This is a genomic window from Kitasatospora nipponensis (genome assembly GCF_039528135.1).
GTDB lineage: Bacteria > Actinomycetota > Actinomycetes > Streptomycetales > Streptomycetaceae > Kitasatospora > Kitasatospora nipponensis.
This window is the reverse complement of record NZ_BAAALF010000116.1, coordinates 1-14,056: the sequence shown is the minus strand read 5'-3', so window position 1 is coordinate 14,056 and position 14,056 is coordinate 1. Positions and strand designations below refer to the sequence as shown.

Annotated in this window: 15 protein-coding genes; 9 read left to right on the top strand and 6 right to left on the bottom strand. The window is 72.8% G+C overall.

Annotated elements, in window-relative coordinates; translation table 11 throughout:
- The 3 genes from ABD323_RS26625 to ABD323_RS26615 form a co-directional block, all read left to right on the top strand.
- Positions 1-182: hypothetical protein (locus ABD323_RS26625; protein WP_344444504.1), on the top strand; the 182-nt coding region annotated here is incomplete at its 5' end.
- Positions 179-1,582: an FAD-binding oxidoreductase gene (locus ABD323_RS26620; RefSeq protein WP_344444503.1), complete on the top strand. Its 1,404-nt coding sequence runs from the start codon at positions 179-181 to the stop codon at positions 1,580-1,582. The genes ABD323_RS26625 and ABD323_RS26620, both read left to right, overlap by 4 nt.
- Positions 1,579-1,923 carry an avidin-fold protein gene (locus tag ABD323_RS26615; protein ID WP_344444501.1) on the top strand — a complete coding sequence of 115 codons (345 nt, stop codon included), beginning with the start codon at positions 1,579-1,581 and terminating at the stop codon, positions 1,921-1,923. The genes ABD323_RS26620 and ABD323_RS26615 overlap by 4 nt, the downstream gene beginning before the upstream one ends.
- A 43-nt stretch (positions 1,924-1,966) precedes the next feature.
- On the opposite strand, the gene glnT is transcribed toward ABD323_RS26615, so the two are convergent.
- Positions 1,967-3,325, bottom strand: coding sequence for a type III glutamate--ammonia ligase (gene glnT, locus ABD323_RS26610; protein WP_344444500.1), 1,359 nt, complete (start codon positions 3,323-3,325; stop codon positions 1,967-1,969).
- A 197-nt stretch (positions 3,326-3,522) separates the two neighbouring features.
- Between glnT and ABD323_RS26605 the strand changes: the two genes are divergently transcribed.
- Positions 3,523-4,209 (top strand): SDR family NAD(P)-dependent oxidoreductase, encoded by a 687-nt coding sequence (locus tag ABD323_RS26605; RefSeq protein WP_344444499.1) that lies wholly within the window; start codon positions 3,523-3,525, stop codon positions 4,207-4,209.
- A 134-nt stretch (positions 4,210-4,343) separates the two neighbouring features.
- Positions 4,344-6,098, top strand: a complete 1,755-nt coding sequence (locus ABD323_RS26600) for a tryptophan halogenase family protein (RefSeq protein ID WP_344444498.1) — start codon at positions 4,344-4,346, stop codon at positions 6,096-6,098.
- Between the two features lie 122 nt (positions 6,099-6,220).
- Here the strand turns inward: ABD323_RS26600 and ABD323_RS26595 are convergent, their stop codons facing one another.
- Positions 6,221-7,267, bottom strand: a complete 1,047-nt coding sequence (locus ABD323_RS26595; protein ID WP_344444497.1) for a methyltransferase — start codon at positions 7,265-7,267, stop codon at positions 6,221-6,223.
- A 46-nt stretch (positions 7,268-7,313) separates the two neighbouring features.
- Positions 7,314-8,324, bottom strand: a complete 1,011-nt coding sequence (locus ABD323_RS26590) for a methyltransferase (protein WP_344444496.1) — start codon at positions 8,322-8,324, stop codon at positions 7,314-7,316.
- Positions 8,325-8,594: 270 nt separating this feature from the next.
- Between ABD323_RS26590 and ABD323_RS26585 the strand changes: the two genes are divergently transcribed.
- Positions 8,595-9,794: a cytochrome P450 gene (locus ABD323_RS26585; protein ID WP_344444495.1), complete on the top strand. Its 1,200-nt coding sequence runs from the start codon at positions 8,595-8,597 to the stop codon at positions 9,792-9,794.
- A gap of 6 nt (positions 9,795-9,800) precedes the next feature.
- Positions 9,801-10,094, top strand: a complete 294-nt coding sequence (locus tag ABD323_RS26580) for a ferredoxin (RefSeq protein ID WP_344444494.1) — start codon at positions 9,801-9,803, stop codon at positions 10,092-10,094.
- 77 nt (positions 10,095-10,171) lie between these two features.
- On the opposite strand, the gene ABD323_RS26575 is transcribed toward ABD323_RS26580, so the two are convergent.
- Positions 10,172-11,137 carry an EamA family transporter gene (locus tag ABD323_RS26575; RefSeq protein ID WP_344444493.1) on the bottom strand — a complete coding sequence of 322 codons (966 nt, stop codon included), beginning with the start codon at positions 11,135-11,137 and terminating at the stop codon, positions 10,172-10,174.
- A gap of 145 nt (positions 11,138-11,282) precedes the next feature.
- Between ABD323_RS26575 and ABD323_RS26570 the strand changes: the two genes are divergently transcribed.
- Entirely contained in the window at positions 11,283-11,834 is a 552-nt protein-coding gene (locus ABD323_RS26570; protein WP_344444492.1) for a MarR family winged helix-turn-helix transcriptional regulator, read from the top strand.
- A gap of 148 nt (positions 11,835-11,982) precedes the next feature.
- Here ABD323_RS26570 and ABD323_RS26565 read toward each other — a convergent pair whose 3' ends face one another.
- Together ABD323_RS26565 and ABD323_RS26560 are read right to left on the bottom strand one after the other, a co-directional pair.
- On the bottom strand, positions 11,983-12,366 hold the full coding sequence (locus ABD323_RS26565) for a hypothetical protein (protein ID WP_344444491.1): 384 nt from the start codon (positions 12,364-12,366) through the stop codon (positions 11,983-11,985).
- Positions 12,367-12,635: 269 nt separating this feature from the next.
- Positions 12,636-13,136: a MarR family winged helix-turn-helix transcriptional regulator gene (locus ABD323_RS26560; RefSeq protein ID WP_344444490.1), complete on the bottom strand. Its 501-nt coding sequence runs from the start codon at positions 13,134-13,136 to the stop codon at positions 12,636-12,638.
- Positions 13,137-13,352: 216 nt separating this feature from the next.
- On the opposite strand from ABD323_RS26560, the gene ABD323_RS26555 reads away from it, so the two are divergent.
- The gene (locus ABD323_RS26555) at positions 13,353-13,961 is read left to right on the top strand and encodes a hypothetical protein (protein ID WP_344444489.1); all 609 of its coding nucleotides are present in this window, start codon (positions 13,353-13,355) and stop codon (positions 13,959-13,961) included.
- Positions 13,962-14,056 lie beyond the last annotated feature (95 nt).

Below are 14,056 nucleotides of genomic sequence, written 5' to 3'. Positions count from 1 at the left end.
TCTGCCCGGTGCGGTTGCCCACCGCCCGCCTGTCCCCCACCCCGGGGGGCAGCGGCGCCGCGCCCAAGACCGCGCTGGCCGCGAGCTCGGCGGCCGCCGCCGAACTGCTCGCCCGCCTCGGCGCCCGGGCGAGCACCGAGGACGTCCCACCGCTACCGATCCCTGAGGGGGAGCGCTCATGACCGCCGCCGTCCGCCGTGCCCTGGAGGCCGCCTGCTCCGGGCGCGTGATCACCGCCGAGCACCCCGGGTACGACCGGGTCCGGCAGCTCTTCAACGGCATGCACGACCGCCGCCCGCGGGCGATCTGCTTCCCCGGCGACGCCACCGAGGTCGGCGCCGCGATCCGGGCGGCGCGCGACAGCGGCCTGCCCACCGCGATCCGCGGCGGCGGCCACAACATCGCCGGCTCCGGCTCGGTCGAGGACGGCGTGGTGATCGACCTGCGGCTGCTCAACCGGGTGCGGGTCGACCCGGCCACCCGCCGCGCGCTGGCCGGCGGCGGTGCCACCTGGGCCGACTTCGACCTGGCCACCACCACCTGGGGCCTGGCCTCCACCGGCGGCACCTTCGACGACACCGGCGTCGGCGGCCTGACCCTGGGCGGCGGCATCGGCCACCTGATGGGCCGTTACGGGCTGGCCTGCGACAACGTCGAGTCCTACCGGCTGGTCACCGCCGAGGGCGAGCTGCGCACCGTCGACCACGCGAGCGACCCCGAGCTGGACTGGGCGCTGCGCGGGGCCGGCCACAACTTCGGCGTGGTCACCGACTTCGAGTTCCGGCTGCACCCCGTCGAGCGCGTCTACGGCGGCTACGTGGCCTACTCGGGCGAGGACCCGGCCGCCGCCGTGCGGCTCTTCCGCGACCTGATGCAGGAGGCTCCCGACGGGCTGACCTGCACCCTGCTGCTGGAGCGCCTGGGCCCGCTGCAGGGCCCGGCCGCGGTGATGAGCGTCTGTTACAGCGGCGACGACCCCGCCTACCGCGAGACGCTCGACAAGGCGCTGCGCCGGCTCGAGCCGATCGAGTGGAACATCGAGGATCGCGGCTACTTCTCCATGCAACTGTGCCTGGGCCGGCTGCCCTTCGGCCTGCGGCACTACTGGAGCGCGCGCTGCGTGGACGCGCTGCCGGACGAGCTGGTGGAGGCGATCGCCGAGCGGTTCCGCGCGGCGCGGATCACCGACCCGTACAACGACACCATCCTGCTGGAGCCGATCAACGGCGCGGTGCGCACCGCCGACCCCACGCGCAGCGCGGTGCCGTTCCGCTCGGCCGGCTTCAACGTGACCGGCATGGCGATCTGGGACCCGGCGCTGCCGAGCGCCGACGCCGAGCAGACCGCCTGGGCCAAGTCGGTGGCGGCCGCCGCCGAGCCGTACGGGCGGTTCGGCGACGGCTACATCAACTACGCCGGCGACAGTGCCACGGCCGGCCCCGAGCGGGCGGTGCGCACCTTCGGCGCCGAGGCGTACGGGCGGCTGGTGGCGCTCAAGCAGCGACTCGACCCGGAGAACTTCTTCCGCTCCAACTACAACGTCGCCCCCCGGGGCGCCGAGCAGCCGGAGGCCAAGGGATGACCGCACCGCAGTGGATGGGCAGGATCAGCTACAACGGCCGGGTCTTCGGCGCGCTGCCCGGCCGCCCGCCGGGCCCCATCGGCTACTACCACCAGGACGGCGACCTGGTCTGGGCGGAGTTCACCGGCGGCCCGGTGCGCACCGGCCGGCTGACCGGGCGCTGCTCAGCCGACGGCGTGCTCACGCTGGCCTACAGCCAGGTGATGGCGGACGGCCAGGTGGTCGCGGGGGAGTGCGTCTCCACCCCCGAGGTGCTGGCCGGCGGGCGGATCCGGCTGCGCGAGGAGTGGCGCCGGGCCGACGGCTCCACCGGAACGTCGTGGATCGAGGAGCGTTCCTGAGGCGCCCGCGACCCGCGCACGGCAGTCGGCGCCGGGCGGCCGCTCAGATCAGGTAGCGGTCGATCTCCCAGCCGGTCACCTCGCGGTGGAACTCGCCGAACTCCTCGCGCTTGACGCTCGCGTAGTAGTCGGCGTACTCGCCGCCGGCCACCTTGCCGAGCCCCTCGCGCAGCGCGCCGTCGCCCAGCAGCTCCTCCACCGCGTGCAGCAGGGTGGTCGGCAGCGGGCGCAGCCCGGCCGCGGCGCCGGCCGCCTCCAGGTCGCCGGTCAGCGGGTCGCCGGGGTCCACGCCGCGGGCGATGCCGTCCGCGCCGGCCGCCGCGATCCCGGCGATGGCCAGGTACGGGTTGGCGGCCGAGTCCACCGCGCGCACCTCGATCCGGCCGGTGTCGGGGATCCGCACCAGGTGGGTGCGGTTGTTGCCGCCGTAGGTGGCGTAGCCCGGCGCCCAGCTGGACTGCGAGAGCGTGTTGGCCCCGGCGTTCAGCCGCTTGTAGGAGTTGACGGTGGGGCAGGTCAGCGCGAGCAGGCCCGGGGCGTGCTCCAGCAGACCGCCGATGAAGCTGTAGCCGAGCGCGGAGGTGTTCAGCCCGCGCGCGTCGGAGGGGTCGTCGAAGAGCGAGGTCTGCCCCTCCCAGAGCGAGACGTGCAGGTGCAGCCCGCTGCCGGTCAGGTGGGCGAACGGCTTGGGCATGAAGGTGGCGATCAGCCCGCGCTGCTGGGCGGCCATCTTCGCCAGGTGCCGGAAGATGATCACCCGGTCGGCGGTGCGCAGCGCGTCCGCGTAGCCGAAGTTGTGCTCGAACTGCCCGTTGGCGTCCTCGTGGTCGTTGGAGTAGTTCTCCCAGCCGAGCTCCTCCAGGGTGCGGCTGACGGTGGCCAGGTGGTCGAAGTTGCGGGTCGCCGCGCCGGCGTCGTAGCCGGGGGAGGGGGCGGTGTCCAGCTCGTCGGCGACCGTCACGGAGCCGTCCGCGGCGCGCTTGACCAGGAAGTACTCGGGCTCCGCGCCGACCTTCAGCTGCCGGCCCTGCTCGGCCAGCTTGGCGAGCTGGTTGCGCAGGATCCAGCGCGGCGCGTACGGCCACGGCTCGCCCTCGACGTACAGGTCGCACTGGACGATGCCCAGGCCCGGCTGCAGCGGGACCTTGACGTACGAGGTGACGTCGGGGATCGCCACCAGGTCCGGGTCGCCGGAGGACTGGCCCAGGCCCCCGGCGCAGTTGCCGGCGAAGCCCAGGCCCTCGCTGAGCAGCTGGTCCAGGGTGCGGACCGGGGCGAGCTTGGCGCACGGCCGGCCGTGCAGGTTGACGAACATGACGAGCAGGAACTCGACCCCGTCCCGGGCGATGGCCCGGGCCAGTTCCTCGGCGTTCCTCGGTGCTGCGGGCAACTGCGCCGTCATCACGGCCTCCAGGGTGGGATGGGGTGCTGCGTCGAGGGTGCGGCAGGGCCGCGGGGCGGACCCGTCCGCAGGGTCACCCTGATCGCGACGGCTCGCGTTGGGCTCGAGTCACCCGACCGGGCCTCGAGCCGGATCGCCCACCATCGGCGGTACCACGAAGGGTCCTTGGGGCCCAACGGCCTTACCGGGAGGGTGCAGTGACCACCGAGCAGCGAACAGCGTTGATCACCGGGGCGAACCGCGGACTGGGCCGGGCGGTGGCCGCCGAGCTGCTCGCCCGCGGCCTGCGGATCGTGGTGACCGCGCGCGACGAGGCCGAGGCGGCCGCCACCGCCCGCGAGTTGGGCCCCGAGGTGCGCTGGGCCGCACTCGACGTGACGGACCAGCAGAGCGTGGACGCGGCCCGCAAGGCGATCGGCCCGGTCGACATCCTGGTCAGCAACGCCGGCGTGCTGCTGGACAGCGGCAGCGACCCGCTCTCGGTCAGCCTGGACCTGGTGCGGCAGACCTTCTCGGTCAACCTGCTCGGCTCCTGGCGGGTCGCCCAGGCGTTCGTGCCGGACATGGTCCGCCGGCGCTGGGGCCGGGTGGTGCTGGTCTCCAGCGGCACCGGCTCCTTCAGCCACGGGCTGTTCGCCGGCAGCCCCGGCTACTCGGTCTCCAAGACCGCGGTGAACGGCCTGACCCAGCTGCTGGCCGGCCAGACCAAGGACTACGGCGTGCTGGTGAACGCGGTCAACCCCGGCCCGACCCGCACCCGGATGATGCCCGGCGCGCAGCGCACCGCCGAGGAGGCCGCCCGTGACGTGGCGGACGCCGCCACCCTGCCGGACGGCGGCCCCACCGGCACCTTCCGGCGCGGTGAGCAGGTCTTCGACTGGTAGGGCCGGGCCACCGGCCCTCTGGGGCCGGCTTCCAGGAGGGCTCAAGTCGTCCTGCTCACACTGCTGTCGGCGCGGCCGCCCTCGCACACAGGCGGGCGGCGCGCCCGCAGCCGGACGAGATTGGGGAGAGCCCGATGGACCACAAGAACCTGGCCAACGGCCTGGGACCGGACGAACGCAACGTGCTGGACCGCCTGCTGGAGACGTTCCCCGCCAAGGACGCGGCGGGGGTGCGCGGTTGGCTGCCGGGCCTGGGCGGCGCGACCGACCCGCTGAAGCTGCTGGGTGCGCTGGCCCCCACCGGCAGTGACCACGCCCGTCCGGTGGACGGCGACCCGCGCGCGATCCGCCGGATCGGCGTGATCGGCGGCGGCACGGCCGGCTACCTGACGGCGCTCGCGCTCAAGGCCAAGCGGCCGTGGCTGGACGTCACGCTGGTCGAGTCGAAGAACATCCCGATCATCGGCGTCGGCGAGGCCACCGTCTCGTACTTCACCGTCTTCCTGCACCACTACCTGGGCATCGACGCGGCCGAGCTCTACGAGCGGGTCAAGCCGACCTGGAAGATGGGCATCCGGTTCGACTGGGGCCCGGGCACCGAGCCGTTCATGGGCCCCTTCGACTGGTCCGCGGACTCGGTGGGCCTGGTCGGCGCGATCAAGGACCACGGCAACATCAACGGCTCCACCCTCGGCTCGGCCATGATGATGGAGGACCGCGCGCCGGTCTACCGCACCGAGGGCGGCGACCCGCTCTCGCTGATGAAGTACGTGCCGTTCGCCTACCACCTGGACAACGGCCGGCTGGTGGCCTACCTGACCGAGCTGGCCCAGCGCCGCGGCATCAACCACGTCGAGGCCACCCTGGACGACGTGGTGCTCAGCGACGCGGAGTGGGTGGACCACGTCCGCACCAGCGACGGCCAGGACCTGAGCTTCGACCTCTACGTCGACTGCACCGGCTTCCGCTCCCGGCTGCTCGGCGACGCGCTGAAGACGCCCTACCAGAGCTTCGGCAGCAGCCTGTTCACCGACCGCGCGGTCACCGGCAACCTGCCGCACAACGGCCACATCGTGCCCTACACCCAGGCCACCACGATGAACGCCGGCTGGTGCTGGCGCATCCCCACCCGCGAGGACGACCACCGCGGCTACGTCTACTCCTCCTCGGCGATCTCCGACGACGAGGCCGTGCACGAGCTGACCACCCGCTACCCCGGCATCAAGGACCCGCGGCTGGTCAAGTTCCGCAGCGGCCGCTACGAGAAGGCCTGGCGCGGCAACGTGGTGGGCATCGGCAACTCCTACGGCTTCGTGGAGCCGCTGGAGTCCACCGGCCTGCTGATGATCGCCACCGAGGCGCTCACCCTGGTCTCCACCCTGCCGGCCTCCTGGTCCGACCCGGTGCCGCGCGACGCCGTCAACGTGGGCCTGGCCCAGCACTGGGACGCGATCCGGTGGCTGCTGTCGATCCACTACAAGTTCAACACCCGCCTGGACACGCCGTTCTGGAAGGAGTGCCGGGAGACCACCGACGTCTCCGGCTTCCAGCCGCTGCTGGACGTCTACGCGGCCGGTGCCCCGCTCTCGCGCCGCAACGCCATCGTGCAGGACCTGGCCAACCGGGTCGCGCCGTCCTTCTTCGGCCTGTACGGCATCGACTGCCTGCTGCTGGGCCAGCAGGTGCCCACCAAGCTGCTCGAGCTCGACGAGCCGCTGGAGGACTGGCGGGCCCGCGACCGCGCCTCGAAGTCCCTGGTGTCGCGCGCGCTGAGCACCCGCGAGGCGTTGGAGGCCTTCGACGCCCACCCCGAGCTGAACCGCCAACTGCTGAACGACGCGGACAGCTGGGCCAGCCCGGCCATCGCCGCCCGGATGGGCCTGGGCTGACCGCTCACTCCCCACACCGTCCGTCCACCGCACGAAGAAGCCCCCGCCGGATCGGCGGGGGCTTCTCGCTGGTCCGGTACCGGCGAGCGGTACCGGGAGCGGCGCGGGGGCGGCCGTCAGGCCTAGGCCACCACCGCCTCCAGCGCGTGGTACAGGAACGGGCAGGGCAGCGGGGTGACCTTGGCCAGCTTGAGACCGGAGGCCGCGAAGAGCTGCTCGAACTCGGTCAGGGTGCGCTCGCGCCCGGTGGTCACCACCATCATCTCGATGTCGAAGAGCGCCGCGCCCAGCGCCTCCATCGGGTCCTCGTTCTGCCGGCCCTCGGCGAGCACGGAGGAGAAGACCACGATCCGGCCGCCCTTGGCGAGGCCGGCCTTGATGTTGTCGAGGATGATCTTGCTGGAGGCGTCGTCCCAGTCGTGCAGGATGTTCTTCAGCAGGTAGCCGTCGGCGCCGGCCGGCACCGACTCGAAGAAGGAGCCGGAGGCGATCTCGCAGCGGTCCGCCACCCCGGCCGCGGCCAGCACGCCCGGCGCGTCCTGCACGCCGTTGGTGGTGTCGAAGACGGTCCCGCGCAGGCCCGGGTTGGCGGCCAGCACCGCGGCCAGGTGGGTGCCGTTGCCGCCGCCCACGTCGATCACGTGCTTGAAGCCGGTGAAGTCGAACCCGCTGGTGATGGCGGGCAGTTGGACGCCACTGCCGGCCGCCATCGCGTTGTGGAAGATCGGCGCCAGCTCGGGGGCGCCCTTCAGGAAGTCGAACAGGCCCTCGCCGTGCACCAGGTCGAAGGCGGGCTTGCCGGTGCGCACCGACTCCTCCAGCGCCCCCCAGGCCTGCCAGATCGGGGCGGAGGCGTGCATCGCGTCCAGCGGCGCGGCGTGCACCGGCGAGTCGGTGCGGTACATCCCGCCCAGCGTGGTCAGCGCGAAGCGGCCCTGCGCGTCCACGGTCAGCAGGCCAGCGGTGGCCGAGGCCCGCAGCAGGCGCAGCAGGAAGCCCGGGTGGGCGCCCGAGAGCTCGGCCAACTCCTCGGCGGTCAGGGCCGAGTCGCCGAGCGCGTCGGGGATGCCGAGCCGCGAGACGGTCCCGGCGATCTGGTTGAGGGCGAAGCCGAACAGCAGCGGGAGGTAGGCCGCCGGCGTGGGCTGATCGGTGCTGGAACTGCTCATGACGCTCCTTCTGTGTTAGTGGTCCCGGGGCACGGAGGCGGTCCGGTCAGTCCTTGCGGCACAGCACGAGGGTGTCGTGGTCGGCGAGCGGCTGCTGGGTGATCGTGGTGAACCCGGCCGCCCGCGCCTCCTCGGTGACCTCGGCGACGGTGTACTCGGCGCCGCCGTCGGTGACCAGCAGCATGTTCAGGCTGGCGACCAGGTTCTCGATGTCGGCGCGCTGCTCGTCCAGCATCCGGTCGTAGATCAGCAGGGCGCCGCCGGGGTTGACCGCCCGGAAGGCCTTGGCGAGCAACTCCCGGCGCTGGGAGGCGTCCCAGTCGTGCAGGATGTGTCCGAAGACCAGTACGTCGGCGGCCGGCAGCTCGTCCTGGAAGAAGTCGCCCGGGTGGAAGACGGCCTGTCCGGTGCGGCCGATCTCCGCCAGGTGCTCGTGGAAGAACGGCTCGAGCTGCGGCAGGTCGAACAGGTGGCCCTCCAAGCCCGGCTTGGCAGCGAGGAGTTGGCCCAGCAGGTGGCCGCGGCAGCCGCCCACGTCCAGCAGTGAGCCGTACTCGATGCCCGCCAGCGCGGCGGTCAGCGGCTCGCCCAGGCCCTGGGTGAGGCCGTCCATCATCCGCACGAAGTGGCCCATCGCCACCGCGTCGTCCAGCATCCCGGTGAAGTCCCCACCGGCCTGCTGCTTGCCGGTGCGCAGCGCCTCGCCGAGCTTGGCGTACACCGGGTAGATGTTGAGGTCGGCGCCGCGCAGGAAGCCGGCCACCGCCCCCGGCTTGCCGGGCACCAGGTACTTCGAGGCGCCCTCGGCGTTGCGGTACCGGCCCTCACCGGCCCGCTCCAGCAGCCCGAGCGCGACCAGCAGCCCCAGGAAGTCGCCCAGCCCCCGCCCGTGCAGCGCCAGGCGCCCGCGCAACTCCTCCTCGGTGGCCGCCCCCTGGTCCAGCACGCTGAACAGGTCGAGCTCCACCGCGGTGAGCAGCGCCTTGGCGTCGCAGAACCGGTTCCCGAGCCGAAGAATGCCCGCCGCCGTGCCGACATCCGGAACGCTTGCTGTCATGACCCGGTCTCCCTCTCCCACATCGGCCCATTCCGGCCGCGAATCTCCCAGCGCCGGATGGAGGATCAGTGGACCGGGGCTTGACGCGGGTGGCCGGTGGGCGTGCTCCGGGCGGTCCGCGCGGTTCGGCGCCGATGCCGACGGCGAGCACCCGTGGCCGGCTCGCCGGACGGCTCCCCGGACCCGGCGCTCGACCCGGTGTCGAGCCGGTCCCCAGTGGCGCTGTCGAGAGTGGGGCGTGCAGTCCTGCCAAGACGAGAGAGGTGCCAGGTGAGCCCGAAGAGCCCGGTCAGCTACCCCTTCCCGTGGGCCCCCGCGCCGGACATTCCGGAGGACTGGAAGACCATGCGGGACGACGGCCCCCTGCTGGAGATCAGCCTGCCCAGCGGTGACCCCGCACTGATGGTCACCCGTTACAAGGACGTCCGCCGGCTCTTCGCCGACGAGCGGCTGAGCCGCAACACCGCGCGCTACCCCGCGTCGCGGATCTCCGCCAACAACGACCTGTTCGGCGACCCGGAGATCGACAACGACCCGCCGCGCTACCTGATCGAGCGCAGCGTCGTGATGCGCGCCTTCAGTGCCCGCCGGCTGGAGGCGCTGCGCCCGGTGGTCCGCCAGATCACCGCGGACCTGCTGGACGAGATGGAGCAGGCCGGCAGCCAGGCCGAGTTGATGGAGGCGTTCGCCTTCCCGCTGCCGATCCTGGTGATCTGCCACATGCTGGGCGTGCCCACCGAGGACCGCGCCAAGTTCCGCCGCCTGATCGACGGTTACCTCTCGGTGAGCCGGCTGACCGAGGAGGAGGTGGAGCAGTGCCGGGTCCAGTACTGGGACTACCTCAGCGAGTTGATCGCCGGCAAGAAGGCGAACCCGGGTGACGACCTGATCAGCGAGCTGATCAGGATCAGTGACGAGGACCCGGAGAAGCTGACCGACTACCAGCTCCAGCACTGGGTGAAGACCCTGCTGATCGCCGGGTACGTCACCACCGCCTCGCAGATCGGCACCGGCATGGCGGTGCTGCTGCACCGTCCGGCGATCGCCGACGAGCTGAAGGCCGACCTGGACCTGGTCCCGTCCGCGGTCGAGGAGCTGCTGCGCTTCCAGATCATGGGTGCCTCGCTCGGCTCGCTGCGCTACGCGATCGAGGACATCGACCTGCTGGACGGCACGATCATCCCCAAGGGCTCGACCGTGCTGCTCTCGGTGGAGTCCAACATGGACGACGAGATCTTCCACAACCCCGCGGAGCTGGACATCCGGCGCCAGGACAACCACCACATGACCTTCGGCGCCGGCATCCACTTCTGCGCCGGCGCGGCGCTGGCCCGGATGGAGCTGCAGGAGGCCACCGACGGCCTGCTGCGCCGCTTCCCGGGGCTGCGGCTGTCGGTGCCCGGCGAGAAGCTGGTGCGGCCGGTGGGCGGTTTCCTGTCCGGCTACGCCGAGATCCCGGTGAGCTGGTGACCTGCGGTGGCTGAGGCTGAGGTGGCGACCTCCGTCGCCGGGTCCGGCACGGGCGCCGAGGCGGCCGGCGGGCCGAGCGAGCTGCGGGTGACCGCCGACAACGACACCTGCGTGACCAGCAGCCTGTGCGTCTTCCGCCTGCCGCAGGTCTTCGACCAGGACGAGGAGGGCCGGGTGGTGGTGCTGGACTCCCGCCCGCCGGCCGAGCTGACCCGCGAGCTGCTGCGGGCCCGGCGCGGCTGCCCGACCCGGTCGATCCACGTGGAGGGTCCGGGCGTTCCGCCGGCCTCCACGGACTGACCGACCGACCGAGTGCACACGCCGCTGGGGCGGACCCGTTGACCGGGTCCGCCCCAGCGGCGTCTGCGGCCGCGGGGTCAGCGCCGGGCGGCGGTCGCCACCTCGACGGGCCGCGCGCGCTCGGGGAGAGCGCCCGGCGCGCCCGCCACCGCACCGCGGCCCCGGCGCGCCGGGGCCTGCCCCGCGAGCATCGCGCCGAGGGCGAGCAGCAGGCCGGCGACCTGCCAGCCGGTCAGCGTCTGGTCCAGCACCACGATCCCACCGAGGGTGGCGACCAGTGGGTTCACCAGGCCCAGGAACGAGGCCGGCCCGGCGCCCAGTCGCTCGATGCCGCGGAACCAGAGCACGTACGCCAGCGCGGTGCTGAACAGGCCCAGGTAGGCGAAGCCGAGCAGGTTGGTGGTGCTCAGGGCCGGCGGCGCGCCCTCGGTGAGCGCCGCGAGCGGGGCGAGGAAGAGGCCGCCCGCCACCAGCTGCCAGGAGGTGAGGTCCAGCAGCGTGACCCCCTCGGGCTTGCCCCACTTGCGGGTGAGCACGGTGCCCAGCGCCATCAGCACGATCGCGGTGACCATCGCGGCGATGCCGACGCCGTCCAGCCGCGCGCCGGACTTGAGGACCAGCAGGCCCACCCCGAGGACGCCCACCAGGCCGGCCAGCACCGCCCGCCGGCCCGGCCGCACCCCGAGCGCAGCGACCGAGAAGCCGGTGACGAGCAGCGGCTGGATCGCGCCGATCGTCGAGGCGACGCCGCCGGGCAGCCGGTAGGCGCCGACGAAGACCAGCGGGAAGAACAGGCCGATGTTGAGCATGCCGAGGACCGCCGCGCGTCCCCACCACCGGCCGCTGGGCAGCTTGCGGCCGATCGCCAGCAGCAGCAGGCCGGCCGGCAGCGCCCGGGCCGCGGCGAGCAGCATCGGCCGGCCCTCCGGCAGCAGTTGGGTGGTCACCAGGTACGTCGTTCCCCAGGCGGCCGGTGCCAGCGCGGCCGCCAGGGCCACCCCCGCCCGCCCGGCCGGTCCCTTGCTCGCGAGTGCCCCGCCCATCGCAATCACCTCAGCGTTAAGTATCTGAACGTTGATGTAAGTTCTACGCCCGAAGCGTGCGAACGTCAAGTATCTGAACGGTGAGATAATGGCCGGGCGAGCGTGACGCCCGTCGACCGTCGACCGATCAGGAAGGCCGAAGACCATGCAGCCCGAGAAGCCTGAGAAGCCCGAGAAGCCCGAGAAGCCCGAGACCGCACCGGAGCGCGACGCCGTCGACGTCATCGTCGAGCAGTGGAACCGGGCCCGCCCCGAGCTGTCGACCGACGCGATGGCGCTGATCGGCCGCTTCAACCGGGTGCACGCCCACGTGGACGCCGGGCTGCGCGGCTACTTCGCCCAGCACGGGCTGGACTTCTCGGAGTTCGACGTCCTCGCGACGCTGCGCCGGTCCGGCGCGCCGTACGAGCTGAACGCCCGCGCGCTGCTGGAGTCGGCGATGGTCACCTCGGGGGCGATCACCAACCGGGTCGACCGGCTCTCCGCCAAGGGCCTGGTGGAGCGCAACCCGTGCCCCACCGACCGGCGCGCCGTCCTGATCCGCCTCACCCCGGCCGGGCTGGCCCTGATCGAGGGCATCATCGCCGGCCACATCGAGAACGAGGAGCGGCTGGTCGACCCCCTCACGCCCGACGAGCGCACCCAGCTCGACGCCCTGCTGCGCAAGCTCCTCGCGGCCTTCGGCCGGCGCGGCTGACGGGTCGAGGCGCCTGACGGGGCGGGGACGCGCGCCGGCGGCCGGCGCGGGGGGGGGGGGGGGGGGGCCGGGGGGCGGGGGGGGGGGGGGGGGGCGGGCGCCGCCGGGGGCAGGGGAGGGGGAGGGGCCTCGATCGATCCCCGCCGGACTACGGGGTGCTGAGGTAGCAGTAGAACTGGTAGGTCTGGCTCGCGACCGCCCCGGTGCTGTCGGTGACCGTCAGCCGCACCCCGCCCGCGGTGCCGCGCCAGCAGCCGCCGGCGAGCCAGCCGGTGGTGGCGCCGCCGCCCACCCGGTACGAGTTGGTGTTCTGCACGTTGGTCCAGCTGAAGGTGTAGGGCGCCGTCCCGCCCGACACGGCCGCGCTGCAGGAGAACTGCCCCGCGGCGGACGTGCTGTCGCAGGAGCCGCTGATCGTCGGCGCGCCGGCCGCGTGGGCGGGTGCGGCCAGGCCGAGGGTGAGCAGGGCGAGCGCCGGCGCGGTGAGCGTGGCGATCCGCCGGGTGAACCGGCTGGTGGCGGGGGTGTCCATGGTGCCTCCGAGGTCTGACCGAGGGGGTGCGGCCGGGTGTGGCCGGACCGAACCTGCCCGGTGCCCCGCAACCCCGACAAGCCCCTCGGATGGCAACTCATATAAACAGCCTTCCGCCCGTACGTTAGCTGACGTAAATCCGACGGCGCGCGGCCACCGGGCCCTCGCTGCGGGGCCTGATGTCGTGTCACATTGTTCTGTCACATGCGATACGGGCACGCTCCGACGCGCGCCGAAACGTCACTGCACCGCGGCGCCCCCGGTGGCCGTCAGCGGCCCTGGGCGAGCTGCTCGGCGTGGTCGTGCTGCTGGCGGGTGGCGAAGCGCAGGAACTCGGTCATCCGGGTCAGCGTCCCGGTGTCCAGGGTGCGCAGGTACTCGGCGCCCTCCTGGGCGATCGGCGCGAAGATCTCGGCCACCATGGCGTAGCCCTTCTCGGAGGGCTCGACGGTGACCCGGCGGCGGTCGACGGCGTCGCGGATCCGGGTGGCGTAGCCGGAGCGCTCCAGGCGGTCGATGGCGGTGGTCACGCCGCCGGTGGTCATGCCGGCGGCGGCCGCGAGCTCGCCGGGGCTCATCGGCTTGGGGCCGAAGAGCAGCTCCAGGCAGCGCAGGTCGGTGCGGTTGAGGCCGAGACGGTCGGCCACCCGCTGGTCGAGCGTGTCGCTGGAGCGCTGGAACTCCTGCATGACGTGCCCGAACTCCTCGATCACCTGCTCGCGGGCGTCGGCCCCGGGCCCGACGCTCCCTCCGGCCTCCTGTCCGGCCACCTCCTCGCCCCCTTGCTCCGGTTCCTGCTGCGCTGCCTGTGGGCGCCCTTGAACTGACACGCTGGTTCCCTCCTCGGATTCGCTTGACATTCTAGCGACCTCGTCCGTATGGTCGTCTCAGAGCAAGTCGCTAGAACATCTAGGGACTAGATCGTCTACTTAATCGAACATCTAGCGCTCATTCGAGCGCCCGCCCCGCGCCCGAAGGAGCCCGCCATGACCGACCTCACCAAGACCGCCACCGTTCCCGCCGTCGCCCGCCTGGTCTTCGCCCCCGCCGTCCACCACCTCATCCTGGACGTGGCCGCCGACGCCGGTGCCCCGCTCTACGCCGCCACCTTCGGCGGCCCGGCCGCGGAGATCGAGGACGACGGCAACGGCACCGTGACCATCACCCGCCGGGGCCCCATGCACCCCTTCGACGTCGCCCGCCGCAGCGCCCACGTCACGCTCAACCCGACCGCCGCCTGGGACATCGAGATCCAGGGTGCCGCCACCCACCTCGAGGCCGACCTGACCGGCCTGCACCTCAACTCGCTGAGCGTCGGCGGCGGTCTGACCGACGCCCGGATCACCCTGCCGCACACCGACCGCACCGTGCCGATCCACTTCGCCAGCGGCGTGCGCAAGACCACCATCCTGCGCCCGGTCACCACCCGCGCCACCCTCACCGGCGAGCAGGGCTTCACCAGCCTCTCGCTGGACGGTCGCTGGGTCGGCACCGTCGCCACCATCGACTGGCAGAGCACCGAGCCCGCGGCGGGCACCCCCGGCTGCTACGCGGTCACCCTCGACGCCGGCAGCAACCACCTCACCCTCGGCTGAGTCCCCGAACCCCGAACCCGAACCCCGAACCCCGCACTCCTACCTCCGCGCACAGGAAGAAGATCCACCATGTCCTCCGCCCCACTGCACGTCCT

Excerpts from the sequence above, each read along its gene's own strand:
- ABD323_RS26620 (WP_344444503.1), top strand. The coding sequence starts at position 179 with ATGACCGCCGCCGTCCGCCGTGCCCTGGAGGCCGCCTGCTCCGGGCGC.
- ABD323_RS26615 (WP_344444501.1), top strand. The coding sequence starts at position 1,579 with ATGACCGCACCGCAGTGGATGGGCAGGATCAGCTACAACGGCCGGGTC.
- glnT (WP_344444500.1), bottom strand. The coding sequence starts at position 3,325 with ATGACGGCGCAGTTGCCCGCAGCACCGAGGAACGCCGAGGAACTGGCC.
- ABD323_RS26600 (WP_344444498.1), top strand. The coding sequence starts at position 4,344 with ATGGACCACAAGAACCTGGCCAACGGCCTGGGACCGGACGAACGCAAC.
- ABD323_RS26595 (WP_344444497.1), bottom strand. The coding sequence starts at position 7,267 with ATGAGCAGTTCCAGCACCGATCAGCCCACGCCGGCGGCCTACCTCCCG.
- ABD323_RS26590 (WP_344444496.1), bottom strand. The coding sequence starts at position 8,324 with ATGACAGCAAGCGTTCCGGATGTCGGCACGGCGGCGGGCATTCTTCGG.
- ABD323_RS26575 (WP_344444493.1), bottom strand. The coding sequence starts at position 11,137 with ATGGGCGGGGCACTCGCGAGCAAGGGACCGGCCGGGCGGGCGGGGGTG.
- ABD323_RS26570 (WP_344444492.1), top strand. The coding sequence starts at position 11,283 with ATGCAGCCCGAGAAGCCTGAGAAGCCCGAGAAGCCCGAGAAGCCCGAG.
- ABD323_RS26565 (WP_344444491.1), bottom strand. The coding sequence starts at position 12,366 with ATGGACACCCCCGCCACCAGCCGGTTCACCCGGCGGATCGCCACGCTC.
- ABD323_RS26555 (WP_344444489.1), top strand. The coding sequence starts at position 13,353 with ATGACCGACCTCACCAAGACCGCCACCGTTCCCGCCGTCGCCCGCCTG.